The following is a 15455-nucleotide window of genomic DNA, read 5'->3' as shown; positions in this document are numbered from 1 at the left end:
GAGCGGATTAACGCTTCGAGAACTGCGGAGCCTTGCGGGCCTTCTTGAGACCGGCCTTCTTGCGCTCGATGACGCGGGCGTCGCGCGTGAGGAAGCCGGCCTTCTTCAGGGTCGGGCGGTTGTTCTCGCGGTCGACCTCGTTGAGCGCGCGCGCGATCGCGAGGCGGAGCGCACCGGCCTGGCCCGAGGGGCCGCCGCCGGTGATCTTCGCGATCACGTCGTACGAGCCGGTGAGCTCGAGCACGGTGAACGGGTCGGTGATGAGCTGCTGGTGCAGCTTGTTCGGGAAGTACGCCGCGAATTCACGGCCGTTGACCGTGATGGTGCCGGCGCCGGGGACGACGCGCACGCGGGCGATGGCCTGCTTGCGGCGGCCGACGGCTGCGCCCGAGACGTTGAGCACGGGACGGGGGGTGGTGGGAGCGGCCTCGGGGGCGCTCTCGGTCGTGTAGCTCTCGGGAGCCGCTTCGATCTGGTCTGCGATCTTCGCCATTTTGGTGTGAATCCTTATTTCGAGAACGTCGAGGGTGCCGGAATTACTGGGCGACCTGGGTGAGGGTGTACGGCTTGGGCTGCTGCGCGGCGTGCGGGTGCTCGGGGCCTGCGTAGACCTTGAGCTTCTTCAGCTGTGCCCGACCGAGCGAGTTCTTCGGGAGCATGCCGCGGATCGCCTTCTCGACGGCGCGAACGGGGTTCTTCTCGAGGAGTTCGGCGTAGCCGACGGCCTTGAGGCCGCCCGGGTAGCCCGAGTGGCGGTACGCCTTCTTCTGCTCGAGCTTCTGGCCGGTGAGGGCCACCTTGTCGGCGTTGACGATGATGACGAAGTCACCGGTGTCGACGTGGTTGGCGAAGATCGCCTTGTGCTTGCCGCGCAGCAGGGCTGCGGAGTGGCTGGCGAGACGACCGAGGACGATGTCGGTCGCGTCGATGACGACCCAGTCGCGCTGGATCTCGTTCGACTTCGGGGTATAGGTGCGCGTCACGGAAGTGCTGCTTTCTGATCGAGTGAGGGGTTCGTGAATCCCACTCCGGGGGAGTTCGAACGCGATGCGTGCGAACGCCTGGTGGAGGGCTCAACTTCGGGTACCGCTGCAGAGAACGGCACCAAAGAGAGATTCTAGCAGCTTCGCCTCGCGATTCAGAATCGCGGCTCCGCCACCGGGTCGGGGATGCCGCGCTGGCGAAGCTCCCGTCGTGCTCGCGTCTGCACGGCGCGGGCCTCGAGCTCGGCGTCGTCGGGATAGCCGACCTCGGTGAGCACGAGCCCCTTGGCGGGCATGACCTTGAAGTCGCTCGTGCGCCGTTGCGCGGCGAGGAGCGCTCGTGGATCGCCCGGTTCGAGCCGCCCCTCCCCCACGGCGACGCAGGCACCCACGAGCGCCCGGACCATCGAGTGGCAGAACGCGTCGGCCTGCAGCCGCGCGACGAGCACGCCGTCGGGCTCGCGATGCCAGGAGAACTCCTGCAGTGTTCGGATCGTCGTCGCCTCGGGCCGCGGCTTGCAGAACGCGGCGAAGTCGTGGAGTCCGGTGAGGGTCGCGGCCGCGGCATCCATGGCACCCGCATCGAGCTCGCGCGGCGACCAGACCGTGCGCAGCCGCTGCAGCGGGTCCCTCGTCGCCGACGCGTCGGCGACGCGGTACTCGTAGCGCCGCCAGACCGCCGAGAAGCGGGCGTCGAATCCGACCGGCGCGGGCTCTGCGCCCGTGACGACGACATCGGCGTCGGCGGCGCCGATGATGCCGCCGAGGCGGCGGAGCAGCACGGCCGAGGCGTCGGCGGTGGAGGCGCCGTCGTCCTCCCCCCGGCGCGGCCTCGTCACCGAGGCGTATGCGACGAGCGGCACATCGAAGTGCGCGACCTGACCGAGTGCGTGGACGCCGGCGTCGGTGCGGCCCGCCACCGTCAGTCTCGGAACGACGTGCTCACGGCGGAACAGCGTCGCGAGCGCGTCTTCGACGACGCCCTGCACCGTGCGCAGACCCGGCTGGCGGCTCCATCCCTTGAACTCGGTGCCGTCGTAGGCGATCCCCAACCTGATCCGGATGGTCTCATCGCTCGCGTCGGCCGCTGCACCGTCGCGCTCGGGCGTCGACGCGGGAACGGATTCGGGCATGTGTCGAGTTTAGGCGCGCACCGGGTCGGCCTCCGGCCGCGCGCGCTCATCGGCGCCGCCGCTCGGGCGCCTCGCGCCCGGACCGCCGATGAGCAGCGCGACGACCGCGACCAGTACGAGCGACCAACCGAGCAGTCCGTTCGGCCAGGGCACGTACCCGAGCGTCAGCAGCACGCCGACTCCGCCGACGGCGAGGAGCGTCCACACGAGGACCGCCGGCAGGGGGGTCGCACGATCGACCGGCGCCGGCCACCGTCGCTCGACGCGGGGCACGATCACGCAGCAGACGGCGACGACGGCCGCGATCGCGAGCACCCACAGCGGGCGGGTCGCCCACCAGGCGGGCGACAGCACGGGCGGGAAGGGCGCGCCGACGGCCAGCTGCACCCCGGTCACGACTGCCATGGCGAAGGTGTGCCAGAGGTAGATGACCATGCCGTAGACGCCGAAGACGTACACCGCACCGAGCATCGCACGCCACCGCATGGCCCGCCGGATCATCGGCTGCGCGAGGGCGAACAGGCACGCCTGCCCGAGCGAGAGGGCAAGGATGCAGAGCGTCGGGGGGTTGAGGTTGTCGAGCATGTCGTGCGAGTAGCCGAACACCGTGACGAGTACAGCGATCGCCCCGTACGCGCCGACCGCGACGGCGGCGAGCACGAGCTTCGACCGTCGCGCGAACCATCCGTCGCGCAGACCGAATCCGAGCTGCTGGGCGAACAACCACACCAAGACCCAGTTGACCGCGCCGAGCGGAACCCCGAAACCGCGGCTCACGACGTCGACCACGACGACCGCGCCCGTGAGCCCGAGGTACGTCGGCCACGGGGCGTGGCGGTGCAAGCGGCTCATGAGCGGCACGAAGGCCGTGCAGATCAGGTACACCGGAATGAACCAGAGCGGCTCGGCCAGGCGGACCGCGAAGCTGCGCACGAACTCGGGGTCGGCTCCCGCGGCGACCATGACCCCCAGCACCGCACCGACCGCGGCGACGACGCCGATCACGGGCTGGGCGAGGCGGATCGCACGGAGCCGGAGGTAGTGCGCGACGGTCTCGCCGTGACCGCGGAGCCTGCGCCATTGCGTGATCGCCGCGAAGCCGCCGCAGATGAAGAACACCGGCATGATCATCAGCGGCCAGGTCGCCCACGCGAGCGGCTCGAACCCGTCGAGCGCGTTGAACGCCCGGAGCGGGTCGCCGCCGATGCCCATCTGCAGCGCGTGCAGCAGCACGACCACGGGCAGGCAGAACGCCCGGGCGAAATCGATCGAGAGATCCCGATCGACCGGGACCATCGTGCTCGCGACCATCTCGTCCTTCCGTCGACGGACGCCGTCGGAAGCGACCGCGGCATCGAGCCCGCCTTCGCGGGCCGACGCGAGTCTAGCGAGAGACGCGAACGGGCCCCCGTGCGTTGTGCACAGGGGCCCGTTCTGCGGGAAGCGAGACTACTTGGCCTCGGCTGCCTCGGTCTCCTCGACGGGAGCCTCGTCGGCCGCAGCCTCGGTGGTCTCCTCGGCGACGGGGGCCTCGGGGGCCTCCTCGACGACCTCGGGCTCGTCGGCGACGGGCGCCTCGGCGACGGGCTTCGCGGCGCGCTGCTTCTTGACGACCGGCTCGAGCACGAGCTCGATGACCGCCATGGGGGCGTTGTCGCCCTTGCGGTTGCCGATCTTCGTGATGCGGGTGTAGCCGCCCTCACGGTCGGCGACCTGCGGGGCGATGACCGCGAACAGCTCGTGCACGACGGCCTTGTCGCCGATCACGGCGAGCACGCGACGGCGGGCGTGCAGGTCGCCGCGCTTCGCGAACGTGATGAGACGCTCGGCGAGCGGACGGAGCCGCTTCGCCTTGGTCTCGGTGGTGGTGATGCTCTTGTGCGTGTAGAGCGCAGCCGCGAGGTTCGCGAGCAGGAGTCGCTCGTGCGCGGGTCCGCCTCCGAGGCGGGGGCCCTTGGTGGGCTTCGGCATGGTTCGTTATCTCCAGTGTGTGGGGTCGGTGCTACGTGCGCGAGCGACTAGTTCTCGTCGTCGAAGCCGGTGTAGAAGTGGGCGCCGTCGAAACCGGGCACCGAGTCCTTGAGGGACAGGTTCATCTCGGTGAGCTTGTCCTTCACCTCGTCGACCGACTTCTGACCGAAGTTGCGGATGTTCATGAGCTGCGACTCGCTCAGGGCGACCAGCTCCGACACCGTGTTGATGCCTTCGCGCTTCAGGCAGTTGTAGCTGCGCACCGAGAGGTCGAGGTCTTCGATCGGGATCGAGAGCTCGCTCGAGAGCACGGCGTCGACCGGCGCGGGGCCGATCTCGATGCCCTCGGCCGCGGTGTTCAGCTCGCGGGCGAGACCGAACAGCTCGGTGAGGGTGCGGCCGGCCGAAGCGATCGCGTCGCGCGGCGAGATGGCCGGCTTCGACTCGACGTCGACCACGAGGCGGTCGAAGTCGGTGCGCTCGCCGGCACGGGTGGCCTCGACGCGGTACGTGACCTTGAGCACCGGCGAGTAGATCGAGTCGACCGGGATCTGGCCGGCCTCGGAGTACTCGTTGCGGTTCTGGCTGGCCGAGACGTAGCCGCGGCCGCGCTCGATCGTGAGCTCGAGCTCGAACTTCGCCGAGTCGTTGAGCGTCGCGATGACCAGTTCGGGGTTGTGCACCTCGACACCGGCCGGAGCCGAGATGTCGGCGGCGGTGACCTCACCGGCGCCCTGCTTGCGCAGGTAGGCGGTGATGGGCTCGTCGTGCTCGCTGGAGACGACCAGGTTCTTGATGTTCAGGATGATCTCGGTGACATCCTCCTTCACACCCGGAACCGTCGAGAACTCGTGGAGCACGCCGTCGATGCGGATGCTCGTCACGGCCGCGCCGGGGATCGAGGAGAGGAGGGTGCGGCGAAGCGAGTTGCCGAGGGTGTAACCGAAGCCCGGCTCGAGGGGCTCGATCACGAAACGCGAACGGAACTCCGAGATGTTCTCTTCGGTGAGCGTCGGGCGCTGTGCGATCAGCACTGTTGATTCCTTTCGGCAGGGTGTCCGCTATATGACACCTGCGAGGTCGAGGATCTTGAGTTGTGTGAGAACGGATGCCCGGTGGCCGGGCCGGCTCCGCAGAGCCCGGCCCGACCACCGGTCCGGAGAGCCTTAGACGCGGCGGCGCTTCGGCGGGCGGCAGCCGTTGTGCGCCTGCGGCGTCACGTCGTTGATGCTGCCGACCTCGAGGCCCGCGGCCTGGAGCGAACGGATGGCGGTCTCACGGCCCGAGCCGGGGCCCTTGACGAAGACGTCGACCTTCTTCATGCCGTGCTCCTGCGCCTGACGCGCAGCGGACTCGGCAGCGAGCTGCGCGGCGAACGGGGTCGACTTGCGCGAGCCCTTGAAGCCGACGCCGCCCGAGGAGGCCCAGCTGATCACGGCACCGTTGGTGTCGGTGATCGAGACGATCGTGTTGTTGAACGTCGACTTGATGTGGGCCTGGCCCACGGCGATGTTCTTCTTTTCCTTCTTGCGCGGCTTGCGAGTAGCCGCCTTGGGTGCTGCCATGTGTGAAATCTCCTAGATCTGGCGACGAGCGGTTACTTGCGGCCGGGCTTCTTCTTGCCGGCGACGGTGCGCTTCGGGCCCTTGCGGGTACGAGCGTTGGTCTTGGTGCGCTGACCGCGGACCGGAAGGCCGCGACGGTGGCGCAGGCCCTCGTACGAGCCGATCTCGACCTTGCGGCGGATGTCGGCGGCGACCTCGCGGCGGAGGTCGCCCTCGACCTTGAAGTTGCCCTCGATGTAGTCACGAAGGGCGACGAGCTGGTCGTCGCTGAGGTCCTTCACGCGGATGTTCCCGTCGATGCCGGTCTCCGCGAGCGTCTGCAGCGCGCGAGTGCGGCCGACGCCGAAAATGTAAGTCAGTGCGATCTCCACGCGCTTCTCGCGCGGGATGTCGACTCCTGCCAGACGTGCCATGTGTGGCTTCTCCTGTTTCGAAGTGGAGGTGTGGAGCACTGCCGGTGCCCGGGCCTCCGTCCCGAGGTGTCCCCCGCGTGAGCGGGATCTGACAGTGCCGATTCGTATTCAGTTGTGCGTCGGGGCCGCGCACTCGGCGGGCCCCGCGTCAGGAGATTAGCCCTGGCGCTGCTTGTGGCGCGGGTTCTCGCAGATGACCATCACGCGGCCGTGACGGCGGATGACCTTGCACTTCTCGCAGATCCGCTTGACGCTGGGGTTGACCTTCACAGTGGTTCCTCTGATTCGCTGTCCTCGTACCCGCGGGATGCCGCGGGCCGTTACTTTCCGACAGCCCTTACTTGTAGCGGTAGACGATGCGCCCGCGCGTCAGGTCGTAGGGGCTCAGCTCCACGATCACGCGGTCCTCGGGGAGGATGCGGATGTAGTGCTGGCGCATCTTCCCTGAGATGTGCGCGAGAACCTTGTGCCCGTTCGTGAGCTCCACCCGGAACATCGCGTTCGGGAGGGCCTCGATGACCGAGCCCTCGATCTCGATGACGCCGTCTTTCTTGGCCATAGCCTCACTATCGCTTGGAGTTTGGGATGCTGGTCGTGCGATGACTGCTGCGCGCGAGCCTTGCGCGATGCCCTCGGACGAGGTCGTCGGGCATGCCAAGGCAGGCGTGCAGAACACCAAGGGTCAACTTTAGGTCATTTCCGCTGCTTTCGCCAGTCGAGCCCGCGACCAGGGCGTTCGACGGCGCCGGCGACGCTCCGGGCGCCGCTCAGCGGAGCGCGACGGCCTCGGCCGCCGCAGACCGTGCCGATGCCGCCCCGTCCGCACCGAGCGCCGCCTCCGCGACGGCTCGGGCCTGCACCGCCGAGTGGCGGAGGAGCTCCGCCCGCACCCCAGCGAGCGCCGACGGCGACATCGACAGGCTCGTCGCGCCGAGCCCGACGAGCACGACCGCGAGGAGCGGATCCGCCGCGGCCTCGCCGCAGATGCCGACCGGCTTGCCGAGCGCCGCCCCGGCGTCGCCCACCGCGCCGACGAGGCGGAGCACGGCGGGATGCCACGGATCCTGCAGCTCGGCCACGTCGCCGAGCAGGCGGTCGGCCGCCATCGTGTACTGCGTGAGGTCGTTCGTGCCGATCGAGGCGAAGTCGACCGCGGCGAGCAGCCGGTCCGCGAGCAGCGCGGCTGCGGGCACCTCGACCATGACGCCCGCGACCGGAAGTCCCGCGCCGTGGGCGGCCTCCGCGAACCAGGCGGCCTCCTCGACCGTCGCGACCATCGGCGCCATCACCTCCACCCGGGCGTACGTGCGCGAAGCGGCCGCCGCGAGCGCGCGAAGCTGCTCTCGCAGGACCGGCTCGGTACGTCGCAGCGCACGGATGCCCCGTAGTCCGAGTGCCGGGTTCTCCTCGTGCTTCCCGCCGAGGAAGGCGAGCGGCTTGTCGGCCCCGGCGTCGAGCACCCGCACCACGACCTTCCGCTCGGGGAATGCGGCGAGCAGTCGCTCGTAGGCCTCCTCCTGCACCGCGCCCGTCGGTGCGGTCTCCGAGCCGAGGAAGAGGAACTCGGTCCGGAACAGCCCGACCCCCTCGGCGCCGAGGCGCACCGCCTCCTCCGCCCCGGCCGGATCGCCGAGGTTCGCGAGCAGCGGGACGGACGTGCCGTCGGCGAGCCGCCCCGGAGCGATCGGCGCCATGGCCTCCGCCGCCAGTTCCGCCTGTCGCGCCGCCGCGGCGGCGAGGTCGTCATCGGAGGGGTCGCGCACGATGCGTCCGTTCGCCGCGTCGACGATCACCGTCTCCCCCTCCACGAGCCCCGAGGCATCCGCGCCGACGATCGCGACGAGCGACTTCTCGCGCGCGAGGATCGCCGTGTGCGACGTCGGCCCGCCCTCGAGCGTCACCACCGCGAGCACGCGATCGAGGTCGAGGGTCGCGGTGTCGGCGGGGGCCAGGTCGTTCGCCACGAGCACGAAGGGGTGCCCCGGGTCGGGCACGCCGGGCGCGGCCGCCCCCGACAGTTCGGCGATCACCCGATTCGCGACGTCGGCGAGGTCGGCGGCGCGTTCGGCGAGGTATCCGCCCATGCCGGTGAGCAGCTCGCGGTATGCGGCGAAGGCCTCGAAGACGGCACGTTCGGCCGTCGCTCCCCGGGCAACATGCTCGGCGACGCTTCCGTGCACGGCCGGGTCCTCGAGCATGAGCGCCTGGGCGCCGAGCACCTCGGCCGCGGTCCCCTCCACTGCGTCCGCCCGACGGCGGAGCTCGCGCGCGACCTCCGCCGCAGCGGTCTGCGCCCGCTCGAGCTCACGTTCGGGGCCGCGCCCGCTCGCCGCGGTCGACGGCTCCGCCGGCGGCGGGGCCATCCAGGCCACCTGCCCGACCGCGATGCCGCGACCGACCCCGATCCCGATGAACTCCACCTCGACCACCCCCGGCTCGATCGGCGTCCGGCCACCTTCCGGCGCCTCCGTTCAGCCTATCCTCGCGGGCGCCGCGACGGTTCGGGAACGCTCAGTCGATCGGCATCGGCACGATGCCGAAGGGAGCGAGGCCCTCGGCCCCGCCATCGGGGGCGGTGAGCACCCAGATGCCCCCGGCGTGCACCGCGACGCTGTGCTCCCAGTGCGCCGCATCGGCGCCGTCGGCGGTCGTGACGGTCCAGTCGTCGTCGCGCACGAAGCTGTCGACCGCGCCGGCGACGAGCATGGGTTCGATCGCGACGACGAGGCCGGGCTTGACGGCGGGACCGCGTCGGTCGACGCGGTAGTTGAACACCGGCGGCTCCTCGTGCATCGTGCGACCGATGCCGTGCCCCACGTAGTCGGTGAGGATGCCGTACTCGCCCTCCCCGCGCACGTAGTCCTCGATCGCCGCCCCGACCTCGTTGAGGTGGGAGGCGCGGGCGAGCGTCGCGATGCCGTGCCAGAGCGCGTGCTCGGTCACCGTCGAGAGCGTCTCTCGCGCCGCGACGATCTCGGGGCGCGACGGGTCGGGCAGCACGACCGTGAACGCCGAGTCGCCGTTCCATCCGTCGACCTCGGCCCCGCCGTCGACCGAGACGATGTCACCGGGCTGGAACCGGCGCTCCCCCGGGATGCCGTGCACCACGTCGTCGTTCACCGAGACGCACAGGGTGTGCCGGTAGCCGGGCACGAGCTTGAAGTTCGAGCGGCCGCCGGCGGCCGTGATCGTGCGCTCGGCAGCGGCGTCGAGCTCGAGACCGGTGGCGCCGGCCACGGCGAGGCGCCGGGCCTCAGCGAGCGCCGCCGCCGTCGCACGGCCCGCCGCGACCATCGAGCGCAGCTGGGCCGGCGACTTGTAGATCGACCGCCGGAACACGACTCAGGCCGCGGCGCCGGGGTGCCGGGGTGCGAGGCCCCGAGCGGCGAGCGCCTCGAAGATGCGCGCGGTCACCTCGGCGAGCGTGCCGACGCCGTCGATGCGGACGACGAGACCGCGTGCGCGGTACACGTCGAGGATCGGCGCGGTCTCGCGCTCGTAGATCGCCAGGCGGTTCGCGATGACCTCTTCGGTGTCGTCGGTGCGGCCCTGCTCGACCGCGCGCTGGTGGATTCGCGTGATCGACTCCTCGCGCGGCACCTCGAGTTCGATCACGGCGTCGAGCTGTTCGCCGCGCTCGGTGAGGAACGTGTCGAGGTCGTCGACCTGGCCGCGGTTGCGGGGGTAGCCGTCGAGCAGGAAGCCCTCCGAGGCATCCGCCTGCGCGAGGCGATCGCGCACGAGCTCGCTCGTGAGCGCGTCGGGCACGAGATCGCCCGCCTCGATGATCGCCTGGACCCGCTTGCCGAGCTCGGTGCCGCCCGCGACGTTGGCGCGGAAGATGTCTCCCGTGGCGACCTGCGGCACTCCGAACGCCTCCGCGACGAGCACGCCCTGGGTTCCCTTGCCCGAGCCCTGGGGGCCGACGATCAGGAAGCGGGCGGAGCTGGTGGCGGCGGTGCCGTTCGAGGCGGCAGGGGTCATCGGAGAAGTCCTTCGTAGTGTCGCTGCTGGAGTTGGGCGTCGATCTGCTTGACCGTCTCGAGCCCGACGCCGACGATAATCAGGATGGACGCGCCGCCGAACGGGAAGTTCTGGTTGGCGCCGACCCAGACGAACGCGATCAGCGGGATGAGCGCGACCAGGCCGAGGTAGAGCGAGCCGGGAGCCGTGATGCGGGTGAGCACGTAGTCGAGGTACTCGGCCGTCGGGCGGCCCGCGCGGATGCCGGGGATGAACCCGCCGTACTTCTTCATGTTCTCGGCCACCTCGTCGGGGTTGAAGGTGATCGCGACGTAGAAGTACGTGAAGCCGACGATGAGCAGGAAGTACAGCAGCATGTAGAGCGGGTGGTCGCCCTGGGTCAGGTAGTTCGTGATCCAGAGCACCCAGGGCTGCGGGTCCTCGCCGGCCGCCGGCTGGTTGAACTGGGCGATGAGCGCCGGCAGGTACAGGAGCGACGAGGCGAAGATGACGGGCACGACGCCGGCCATGTTCACCTTGATCGGGATGTACGTGTTGTTGCCGCCGTACGTGCGCCGGCCGACCATGCGCTTGGCGTACTGCACCGGGATGCGCCGCTGGCTCTGCTCGACGAAGACGACCGCGACGACGATCGCGAGACCGATCAGCAGGACGATCGCGAAGATGTCCCAGCCGCGGGCGATACCGATCGCCCAGAGCGAGCCGGGGAACGTCGCGGCGATCGACGTGAAGATGAGCAGCGACATGCCGTTGCCGATGCCGCGCTCGGTGATGAGCTCGCCCATCCACATGATGAGGCCGGTGCCGGCGGTCATCGTGATGACCATGAGCAGGATCGCGTACCACGCGTCGTTCGTGATCAGCGCCGAGCACGAGGGGTCGCTGTTCGGGAACAGCGCGCCCGAGCGGGCCACCGTGATGAGCGTCGTCGACTGGAGCACGCCGAGGGCGATGGTGAGGTAGCGGGTGTACTGGGTGAGCTTGCCCTGGCCCGCCTGGCCCTCCTTGTAGAGGGTCTCGAAGTGAGGGATGACCACGCGCAGCAGCTGCACGATGATCGACGCCGTGATGTAGGGCATGATGCCCAGCGCGAAGATCGAGAGCTGCAGCAGTGCACCGCCCGAGAAGAGGTTCACGAGATCGTAGAGGCCGGATGCCCCGGCGGCCTGGTTCGCCGCGAGGCACTGCTGCACGTTGCCGAAGTCGACGAAGGGTGCAGGGATGAATGAACCGAGCCGGAACAGGGCGACGATGCCCAGCGTGAAACCGAGCTTGCGGCGAAGATCCGGCGTGCGGAAGATCCGCCCGATGGCGTTGAACACTCGTCCTCCTGTTGCTCCGTGCGATGCCTCAGCGCCCGCAGGGAGTTGGTTCGTTATACGACTCGAGCCAGTCGAGACCCCGCTTATCCTACGCGAGGTCCCGACTGGCTCGAACCAATCGTGCTGTCGGTCTTACTTGACCGAGCCGCCGGCGGCGACGATCTTCTGCTCGGCCGAGCCGGAGACCTTGTCGACGGCCACGTTGAGCTTCACCTGGATGTCGCCGTTGCCGAGCACCTTGACGCGCTCGTTCTTGCGGACGGCGCCCTTCTCGATGAGGTCGGCGATGGTGACATCGCCGCCCTTCGGGTAGAGCTCGGCGAGCTTGTCGAGGTTCACGACCTGGTACTCGACGCGGAACGGGTTCTTGAAGCCGCGGAGCTTCGGCGCACGCATGTGGTACGGAAGCTGGCCACCCTCGAAGCCGGGGCGGATGTTGTTGCGGGCCTTCGAACCCTTGGTGCCGCGACCGGCGGTCTTGCCCTTCGAACCCTCACCGCGTCCGACGCGGGTCTTGTCCTTCTTGGCACCGGGAGCGGGGCGGAGGTGGTGGACCTTCAGCACCTGCTCGCGCTTCTCCGCGACGTCGGCCTTGGGAGCCGCCTTCTTCGCGGGAGCCTTCTTCGCGGGGGCCTTCTCGGCCTTCGCGTCGTCGGCCTTCGCGGCAGCGGCCTTGGCCGGAGCCTTCTTCGCTGCAGCCGCCTTGGGGGCGGCCTTCTCGGCGGCGGGCTTCTCGGCGGCCTTCTTCGCCGGGGCCTTCTTCGGGGCCTCGGTGGTGGCGTCGTTCTTCTCGTCAGCCATTAGTCAATCTCCTCAACCTTCACGAGGTGAGCGACGGTGTTGACGTACCCGCGGTTCTGCGGGGTGTCCTCACGCACGACCGACTGGCCGATTCGCTTGAGCCCGAGGCTGCGCAGCGTGTCACGCTGGTACTGCTTCTCGCTCACCTTGGACTTGATCTGGGTCACCTTCAGCTGCTTGGCCATCAGGCACCTGCCTTCGCTGCTGCGGCGGCCTCGGCCGCCTGTGCCTCGGCACGGATGAGGCGCGCGGGCGCGACCTCGTCGTAGTCGAGACCACGACGTGCGGCGACCGCACGGGGCTCTTCGAGCTGCTTCAGCGACTCGACCGTGGCGTGCACGATGTTGATCGTGTTCGACGAGCCGAGCGACTTCGAGAGCACGTCGTGGATGCCGGCGCACTCGAGCACGGCGCGCACCGGACCACCGGCGATGACACCGGTACCGGGCGACGCCGGGCGCAGGAGCACCACACCGGCGGCAGCCTCACCCTGGACGGGGTGGGGGATGGTCGAACCGACGCGGGGAACGCGGAAGAAGTTCTTCTTCGCCTCCTCGACGCCCTTCGAGATCGCGGTCGGGACCTCGCGCGCCTTGCCGTAGCCGACGCCGACGAGTCCGTTGCCGTCACCCACGACGACGAGCGCCGTGAAGCTGAAGCGACGGCCGCCCTTGACGACCTTCGACACGCGGTTGATGGTGACGACTCGCTCGAGGAACTGGCTCTTCTCAGCGTCGCGACCACCACGGTCACGGCCCTGGTTGCGGTCGCGACCGCCGCCACGGCGCGAGTCGCGCTCGTTGCGGGCGGGCTCGGACGCCGCTGCCGTCTCGACGGGTGCCTCTGCGGTCACCTCGGTCTCCTTCACAGTGTTCTCGCTCACAGGCTCAGTCCTGCCTCTCGCGCTCCATCGGCGATCGCTGCGACGCGACCGGCGTACTTGTTGCCGCCGCGGTCGAAGACGACGGACTCGACACCGGCCTGCTTGGCGCGCTCGGCGACGAGTTCGCCGACCTTCTTCGCCTTCGCAGTCTTGTCACCCTCGAACGCACGGAGGTCGGCCTCCATGGTCGACGCCGACGCGACGGTGTGACCCTTGGCGTCGTCGACGACCTGCACGAAGACGTGGCGGGCCGAGCGGGTGACGACGAGACGGGGGCGGAGCTCCGTGCCGACGATCTTCTTGCGAAGGCGGGTGTGGCGGCGCGAACGCGCGGCCGTCTTGCTCTTCACAGCCATGATTACTTACCTGACTTTCCGGCCTTGCGACGCACGACCTCGCCGGCGTAGCGGATGCCCTTGCCCTTGTACGGCTCGGGCTTCTTGATCTTGCGGATGTTGGCGGCGGTCTCGCCGACGGCCTGCTTCGAGATGCCCGCGACCGTGAGCTTGTTGTTGCCCTCGACGGTCAGCGTGATGCCCTCGGGCGCCTCGACCGTGACCGGGTGCGAGAAGCCGAGCGCGAATTCGACCGCGCTGCCCTTCTGCGCGACGCGGTAACCGGTGCCGACGATCTCGAGGCCCTTGGAGTAGCCCTCGGTCACACCGATGATGTCGTTGGCGATCAGGGTGCGCGTGAGGCCGTGCAGCGAACGCGAGGCGCGCTCGTCGTCGGGACGCGTCACGACGACCTGGTTCTCTTCGAGCTTGACCTCGATGGGCGAGGCGACGTTGAGCGAGAGCTCGCCCTTCGGTCCCTTGACGGTGACGGCGGAGCCGTCGACCTTGACGTCGACACCCGCGGGGATGACGATGGGAAGTCGTCCGATTCGTGACATGGAATTACCACACGTAGGCGAGGACTTCCCCACCCACGCCCTTCTTCTCGGCCTGGCGGTCGGTCAGCAGACCGCTGGAAGTGGACAGGATCGCAACGCCGAGGCCGCCGAGGACCTTGGGCAGCTCGGTCGACTTCGCGTACACGCGGAGGCCGGGCTTCGAGACGCGCTTGATACCGGCGATCGAGCGCTCGCGGTTCGGGCCGAACTTGAGCTTCAGCGTGAGGGTCTTGCCCACGCGAGCGTCGGTGACCTCGAAGTCGGCGATGTAGCCCTCGCGCTTGAGGATCTCGGCGATGTGCGCCTTGAGCTTCGAGTTGGGCATCGACACGGAGTCGTGGTGCGCGGAGTTCGCATTCCGCAGGCGGGTCAGCATGTCAGCGACCGGGTCGGTCATCGTCATGACGATTCGTTCCTTACGTTCACCAGGTTTCAGGACCCGTTACACGGGGACTGACCTGTGGTGTGGTCTCAGCGATTGCATGAGACCGAAGTCCCGCACCCGCCGGCCTCCGAGTGATCGGAGACCGGCGAATGCGAGCACAAACTCGTAGAGTCTACTACGCGTTGTCGGTCGACTTGAACGGGAAGCCGAGCGCCTTGAGCAGCGCACGACCCTCGTCGTCGTTCTTGGCGGTGGTCACCACGGTGATGTCCATGCCGCGAACGCGGTCGATCTTGTCCTGGTCGATCTCGTGGAACATCGACTGCTCCGTGAGACCGAAGGTGTAGTTGCCGTTGCCGTCGAACTGCTGGTCGCTGAGTCCGCGGAAGTCGCGGATGCGGGGCAGGGCGAGCGAGAGCAGGCGGTCGAGGAACTCCCACATGCGGTCGCCGCGGAGCGTGACGTGCGCACCGATCGGCTGACCCTCGCGCAGCTTGAACTGCGCGATCGACTTGCGGGCCTTGGTCACCTGCGGCTTCTGGCCGGTGATCTTGATGAGGTCGGCGATCGCGCCGTCGATGACCTTGCCATCGCGGGCGGCCTCGCCGACACCCATGTTCACGACGATCTTCACGAGGCCGGGCACCTGGTGCGGGTTCGTGTACTCGAACTGCTCGGTGAGGCCCTTGGCGATCTCGCCGCGGTACTTGGTCTTCAGTCGCGGCTGGATTTTGCCAGCCTGCGTAGCCGTGTCGGTCATTACAGGTCCTTACCTGACTTCTTGGCGTAGCGGACGCGGACGGTCTTCGTGACGCCGTCCTTCGTCACCTGCTCGGTGCGGAAGCCGACACGGGTCGGCTTCTTCGTCTCGGGGTCGACGATCGCGACGTTCGAAACGTGGATCGGCGCCTCGTGGGTCTCGATGCCGCCGGTCTTCGAGCCGCGCTGCGTCTGACCGACGCGCACGTGCTTCGTGACGAAGTTCACGCCTTCGACGACGACGCGGTTCTCGGCGACGAGCACCTCGAGGACCTTGCCCTGCTTGCCGCGGTCTCCGCCGCGAGCCTGGCTGCGGCCCGAGATGACCTGGACGAGGTCGCCCTTCTTGATCTTGGCCATG

General features: G+C 69.0%; 22 protein-coding genes. All 22 read right to left on the bottom strand.

Annotated features, from left to right (window positions below; all coding sequences use genetic code 11):
- Window positions 1-7: 7 nt before the first annotated feature.
- The 22 genes from rpsI to rplX all read right to left on the bottom strand — a co-directional run bounded on the left by rpsI (window position 8) and on the right by rplX (window position 15454).
- The gene (gene rpsI / locus GQQ93_RS05640; protein WP_157423237.1) at window positions 8-493 is read right to left on the bottom strand and encodes a 30S ribosomal protein S9; all 486 of its coding nucleotides are present in this window, start codon (window positions 491-493) and stop codon (window positions 8-10) included.
- 43 nt (window positions 494-536) lie between these two features.
- The gene (gene rplM / locus GQQ93_RS05635) at window positions 537-983 is read right to left on the bottom strand and encodes a 50S ribosomal protein L13 (protein WP_157423236.1); all 447 of its coding nucleotides are present in this window, start codon (window positions 981-983) and stop codon (window positions 537-539) included.
- A 155-nt stretch (window positions 984-1138) separates the two neighbouring features.
- Window positions 1139-2116 carry a tRNA pseudouridine(38-40) synthase TruA gene (gene truA / locus GQQ93_RS05630; RefSeq protein WP_157423235.1) on the bottom strand — a complete coding sequence of 326 codons (978 nt, stop codon included), beginning with the start codon at window positions 2114-2116 and terminating at the stop codon, window positions 1139-1141.
- A gap of 9 nt (window positions 2117-2125) precedes the next feature.
- Window positions 2126-3427, bottom strand: coding sequence for an acyltransferase family protein (locus tag GQQ93_RS05625; protein WP_157423234.1), 1302 nt, complete (start codon window positions 3425-3427; stop codon window positions 2126-2128).
- 138 nt (window positions 3428-3565) lie between these two features.
- Window positions 3566-4087: a 50S ribosomal protein L17 gene (gene rplQ, locus GQQ93_RS05620; protein ID WP_157423233.1), complete on the bottom strand. Its 522-nt coding sequence runs from the start codon at window positions 4085-4087 to the stop codon at window positions 3566-3568.
- 47 nt (window positions 4088-4134) lie between these two features.
- Window positions 4135-5121, bottom strand: a complete 987-nt coding sequence (locus tag GQQ93_RS05615; RefSeq protein ID WP_022889750.1) for a DNA-directed RNA polymerase subunit alpha — start codon at window positions 5119-5121, stop codon at window positions 4135-4137.
- Between the two features lie 132 nt (window positions 5122-5253).
- A complete protein-coding gene (gene rpsK / locus GQQ93_RS05610) occupies window positions 5254-5652 on the bottom strand; it encodes a 30S ribosomal protein S11 (RefSeq protein WP_022889749.1) in 399 nt (132 codons plus the stop codon).
- A gap of 32 nt (window positions 5653-5684) precedes the next feature.
- Window positions 5685-6065, bottom strand: a complete 381-nt coding sequence (rpsM, locus tag GQQ93_RS05605; protein WP_157423232.1) for a 30S ribosomal protein S13 — start codon at window positions 6063-6065, stop codon at window positions 5685-5687.
- 156 nt (window positions 6066-6221) lie between these two features.
- Entirely contained in the window at window positions 6222-6335 is a 114-nt protein-coding gene (gene rpmJ, locus GQQ93_RS05600; protein WP_022889747.1) for a 50S ribosomal protein L36, read from the bottom strand.
- 67 nt (window positions 6336-6402) lie between these two features.
- On the bottom strand, window positions 6403-6624 hold the full coding sequence (gene infA / locus GQQ93_RS05595; protein ID WP_011186713.1) for a translation initiation factor IF-1: 222 nt from the start codon (window positions 6622-6624) through the stop codon (window positions 6403-6405).
- A gap of 208 nt (window positions 6625-6832) precedes the next feature.
- Window positions 6833-8485: a phosphoenolpyruvate--protein phosphotransferase gene (ptsP, locus tag GQQ93_RS05590; protein WP_170296133.1), complete on the bottom strand. Its 1653-nt coding sequence runs from the start codon at window positions 8483-8485 to the stop codon at window positions 6833-6835.
- A gap of 91 nt (window positions 8486-8576) precedes the next feature.
- Window positions 8577-9404 carry a type I methionyl aminopeptidase gene (gene map / locus GQQ93_RS05585; protein WP_157423231.1) on the bottom strand — a complete coding sequence of 276 codons (828 nt, stop codon included), beginning with the start codon at window positions 9402-9404 and terminating at the stop codon, window positions 8577-8579.
- A gap of 3 nt (window positions 9405-9407) precedes the next feature.
- A complete protein-coding gene (locus GQQ93_RS05580) occupies window positions 9408-10049 on the bottom strand; it encodes an adenylate kinase (RefSeq protein WP_157423230.1) in 642 nt (213 codons plus the stop codon).
- Window positions 10046-11371, bottom strand: a complete 1326-nt coding sequence (gene secY, locus GQQ93_RS05575; protein WP_157423229.1) for a preprotein translocase subunit SecY — start codon at window positions 11369-11371, stop codon at window positions 10046-10048. Before secY ends, GQQ93_RS05580 begins: the two co-directional genes overlap by 4 nt.
- A gap of 132 nt (window positions 11372-11503) precedes the next feature.
- Window positions 11504-12172 carry a 50S ribosomal protein L15 gene (gene rplO, locus GQQ93_RS05570; protein WP_157423228.1) on the bottom strand — a complete coding sequence of 223 codons (669 nt, stop codon included), beginning with the start codon at window positions 12170-12172 and terminating at the stop codon, window positions 11504-11506.
- A complete protein-coding gene (gene rpmD, locus GQQ93_RS05565; protein WP_022889741.1) occupies window positions 12172-12357 on the bottom strand; it encodes a 50S ribosomal protein L30 in 186 nt (61 codons plus the stop codon). The genes rplO and rpmD overlap by 1 nt, the downstream gene beginning before the upstream one ends.
- Window positions 12357-13055, bottom strand: coding sequence for a 30S ribosomal protein S5 (gene rpsE, locus GQQ93_RS05560; RefSeq protein WP_157423227.1), 699 nt, complete (start codon window positions 13053-13055; stop codon window positions 12357-12359). The genes rpmD and rpsE overlap by 1 nt, the downstream gene beginning before the upstream one ends.
- Window positions 13052-13411, bottom strand: a complete 360-nt coding sequence (gene rplR / locus GQQ93_RS05555; RefSeq protein WP_157423226.1) for a 50S ribosomal protein L18 — start codon at window positions 13409-13411, stop codon at window positions 13052-13054. The genes rpsE and rplR overlap by 4 nt, the downstream gene beginning before the upstream one ends.
- 2 nt (window positions 13412-13413) lie before the next feature.
- On the bottom strand, window positions 13414-13950 hold the full coding sequence (rplF, locus tag GQQ93_RS05550) for a 50S ribosomal protein L6 (protein ID WP_157423225.1): 537 nt from the start codon (window positions 13948-13950) through the stop codon (window positions 13414-13416).
- 4 nt (window positions 13951-13954) lie between these two features.
- On the bottom strand, window positions 13955-14353 hold the full coding sequence (gene rpsH, locus GQQ93_RS05545) for a 30S ribosomal protein S8 (RefSeq protein WP_157423224.1): 399 nt from the start codon (window positions 14351-14353) through the stop codon (window positions 13955-13957).
- 157 nt (window positions 14354-14510) lie between these two features.
- A complete protein-coding gene (gene rplE, locus GQQ93_RS05540) occupies window positions 14511-15095 on the bottom strand; it encodes a 50S ribosomal protein L5 (protein ID WP_157423223.1) in 585 nt (194 codons plus the stop codon).
- A complete protein-coding gene (rplX, locus tag GQQ93_RS05535; protein WP_157423222.1) occupies window positions 15095-15454 on the bottom strand; it encodes a 50S ribosomal protein L24 in 360 nt (119 codons plus the stop codon). The genes rplE and rplX overlap by 1 nt, the downstream gene beginning before the upstream one ends.
- Between the last annotated feature and the right edge of the window lies 1 nt (window position 15455).

It is taken from the genome of Agromyces lapidis (genome assembly GCF_009749405.1).
Classification (GTDB): Bacteria; Actinomycetota; Actinomycetes; order Actinomycetales; family Microbacteriaceae; genus Agromyces; species Agromyces lapidis.
The sequence above is the reverse complement of the archived record's forward strand: the minus strand, read 5'-3'. Positions and strand labels throughout refer to the sequence as shown.

Coding starts and splice junctions, on each gene's coding strand:
- rpsI (WP_157423237.1), bottom strand. CDS start 493: ATGGCGAAGATCGCAGACCAGATCGAAGCGGCTCCCGAGAGCTACACG.
- truA (WP_157423235.1), bottom strand. CDS start 2,116: ATGCCCGAATCCGTTCCCGCGTCGACGCCCGAGCGCGACGGTGCAGCG.
- GQQ93_RS05625 (WP_157423234.1), bottom strand. CDS start 3,427: ATGGTCGCGAGCACGATGGTCCCGGTCGATCGGGATCTCTCGATCGAT.
- rplQ (WP_157423233.1), bottom strand. CDS start 4,087: ATGCCGAAGCCCACCAAGGGCCCCCGCCTCGGAGGCGGACCCGCGCAC.
- rpsK (WP_022889749.1), bottom strand. CDS start 5,652: ATGGCAGCACCCAAGGCGGCTACTCGCAAGCCGCGCAAGAAGGAAAAG.
- rpsM (WP_157423232.1), bottom strand. CDS start 6,065: ATGGCACGTCTGGCAGGAGTCGACATCCCGCGCGAGAAGCGCGTGGAG.
- infA (WP_011186713.1), bottom strand. CDS start 6,624: ATGGCCAAGAAAGACGGCGTCATCGAGATCGAGGGCTCGGTCATCGAG.
- GQQ93_RS05580 (WP_157423230.1), bottom strand. CDS start 10,049: ATGACCCCTGCCGCCTCGAACGGCACCGCCGCCACCAGCTCCGCCCGC.
- rplO (WP_157423228.1), bottom strand. CDS start 12,172: ATGGCTGACGAGAAGAACGACGCCACCACCGAGGCCCCGAAGAAGGCC.
- rpmD (WP_022889741.1), bottom strand. CDS start 12,357: ATGGCCAAGCAGCTGAAGGTGACCCAGATCAAGTCCAAGGTGAGCGAG.
- rplR (WP_157423226.1), bottom strand. CDS start 13,411: ATGGCTGTGAAGAGCAAGACGGCCGCGCGTTCGCGCCGCCACACCCGC.
- rplF (WP_157423225.1), bottom strand. CDS start 13,950: ATGTCACGAATCGGACGACTTCCCATCGTCATCCCCGCGGGTGTCGAC.
- rpsH (WP_157423224.1), bottom strand. CDS start 14,353: ATGACGATGACCGACCCGGTCGCTGACATGCTGACCCGCCTGCGGAAT.
- rplE (WP_157423223.1), bottom strand. CDS start 15,095: ATGACCGACACGGCTACGCAGGCTGGCAAAATCCAGCCGCGACTGAAG.
- rplX (WP_157423222.1), bottom strand. CDS start 15,454: ATGGCCAAGATCAAGAAGGGCGACCTCGTCCAGGTCATCTCGGGCCGC.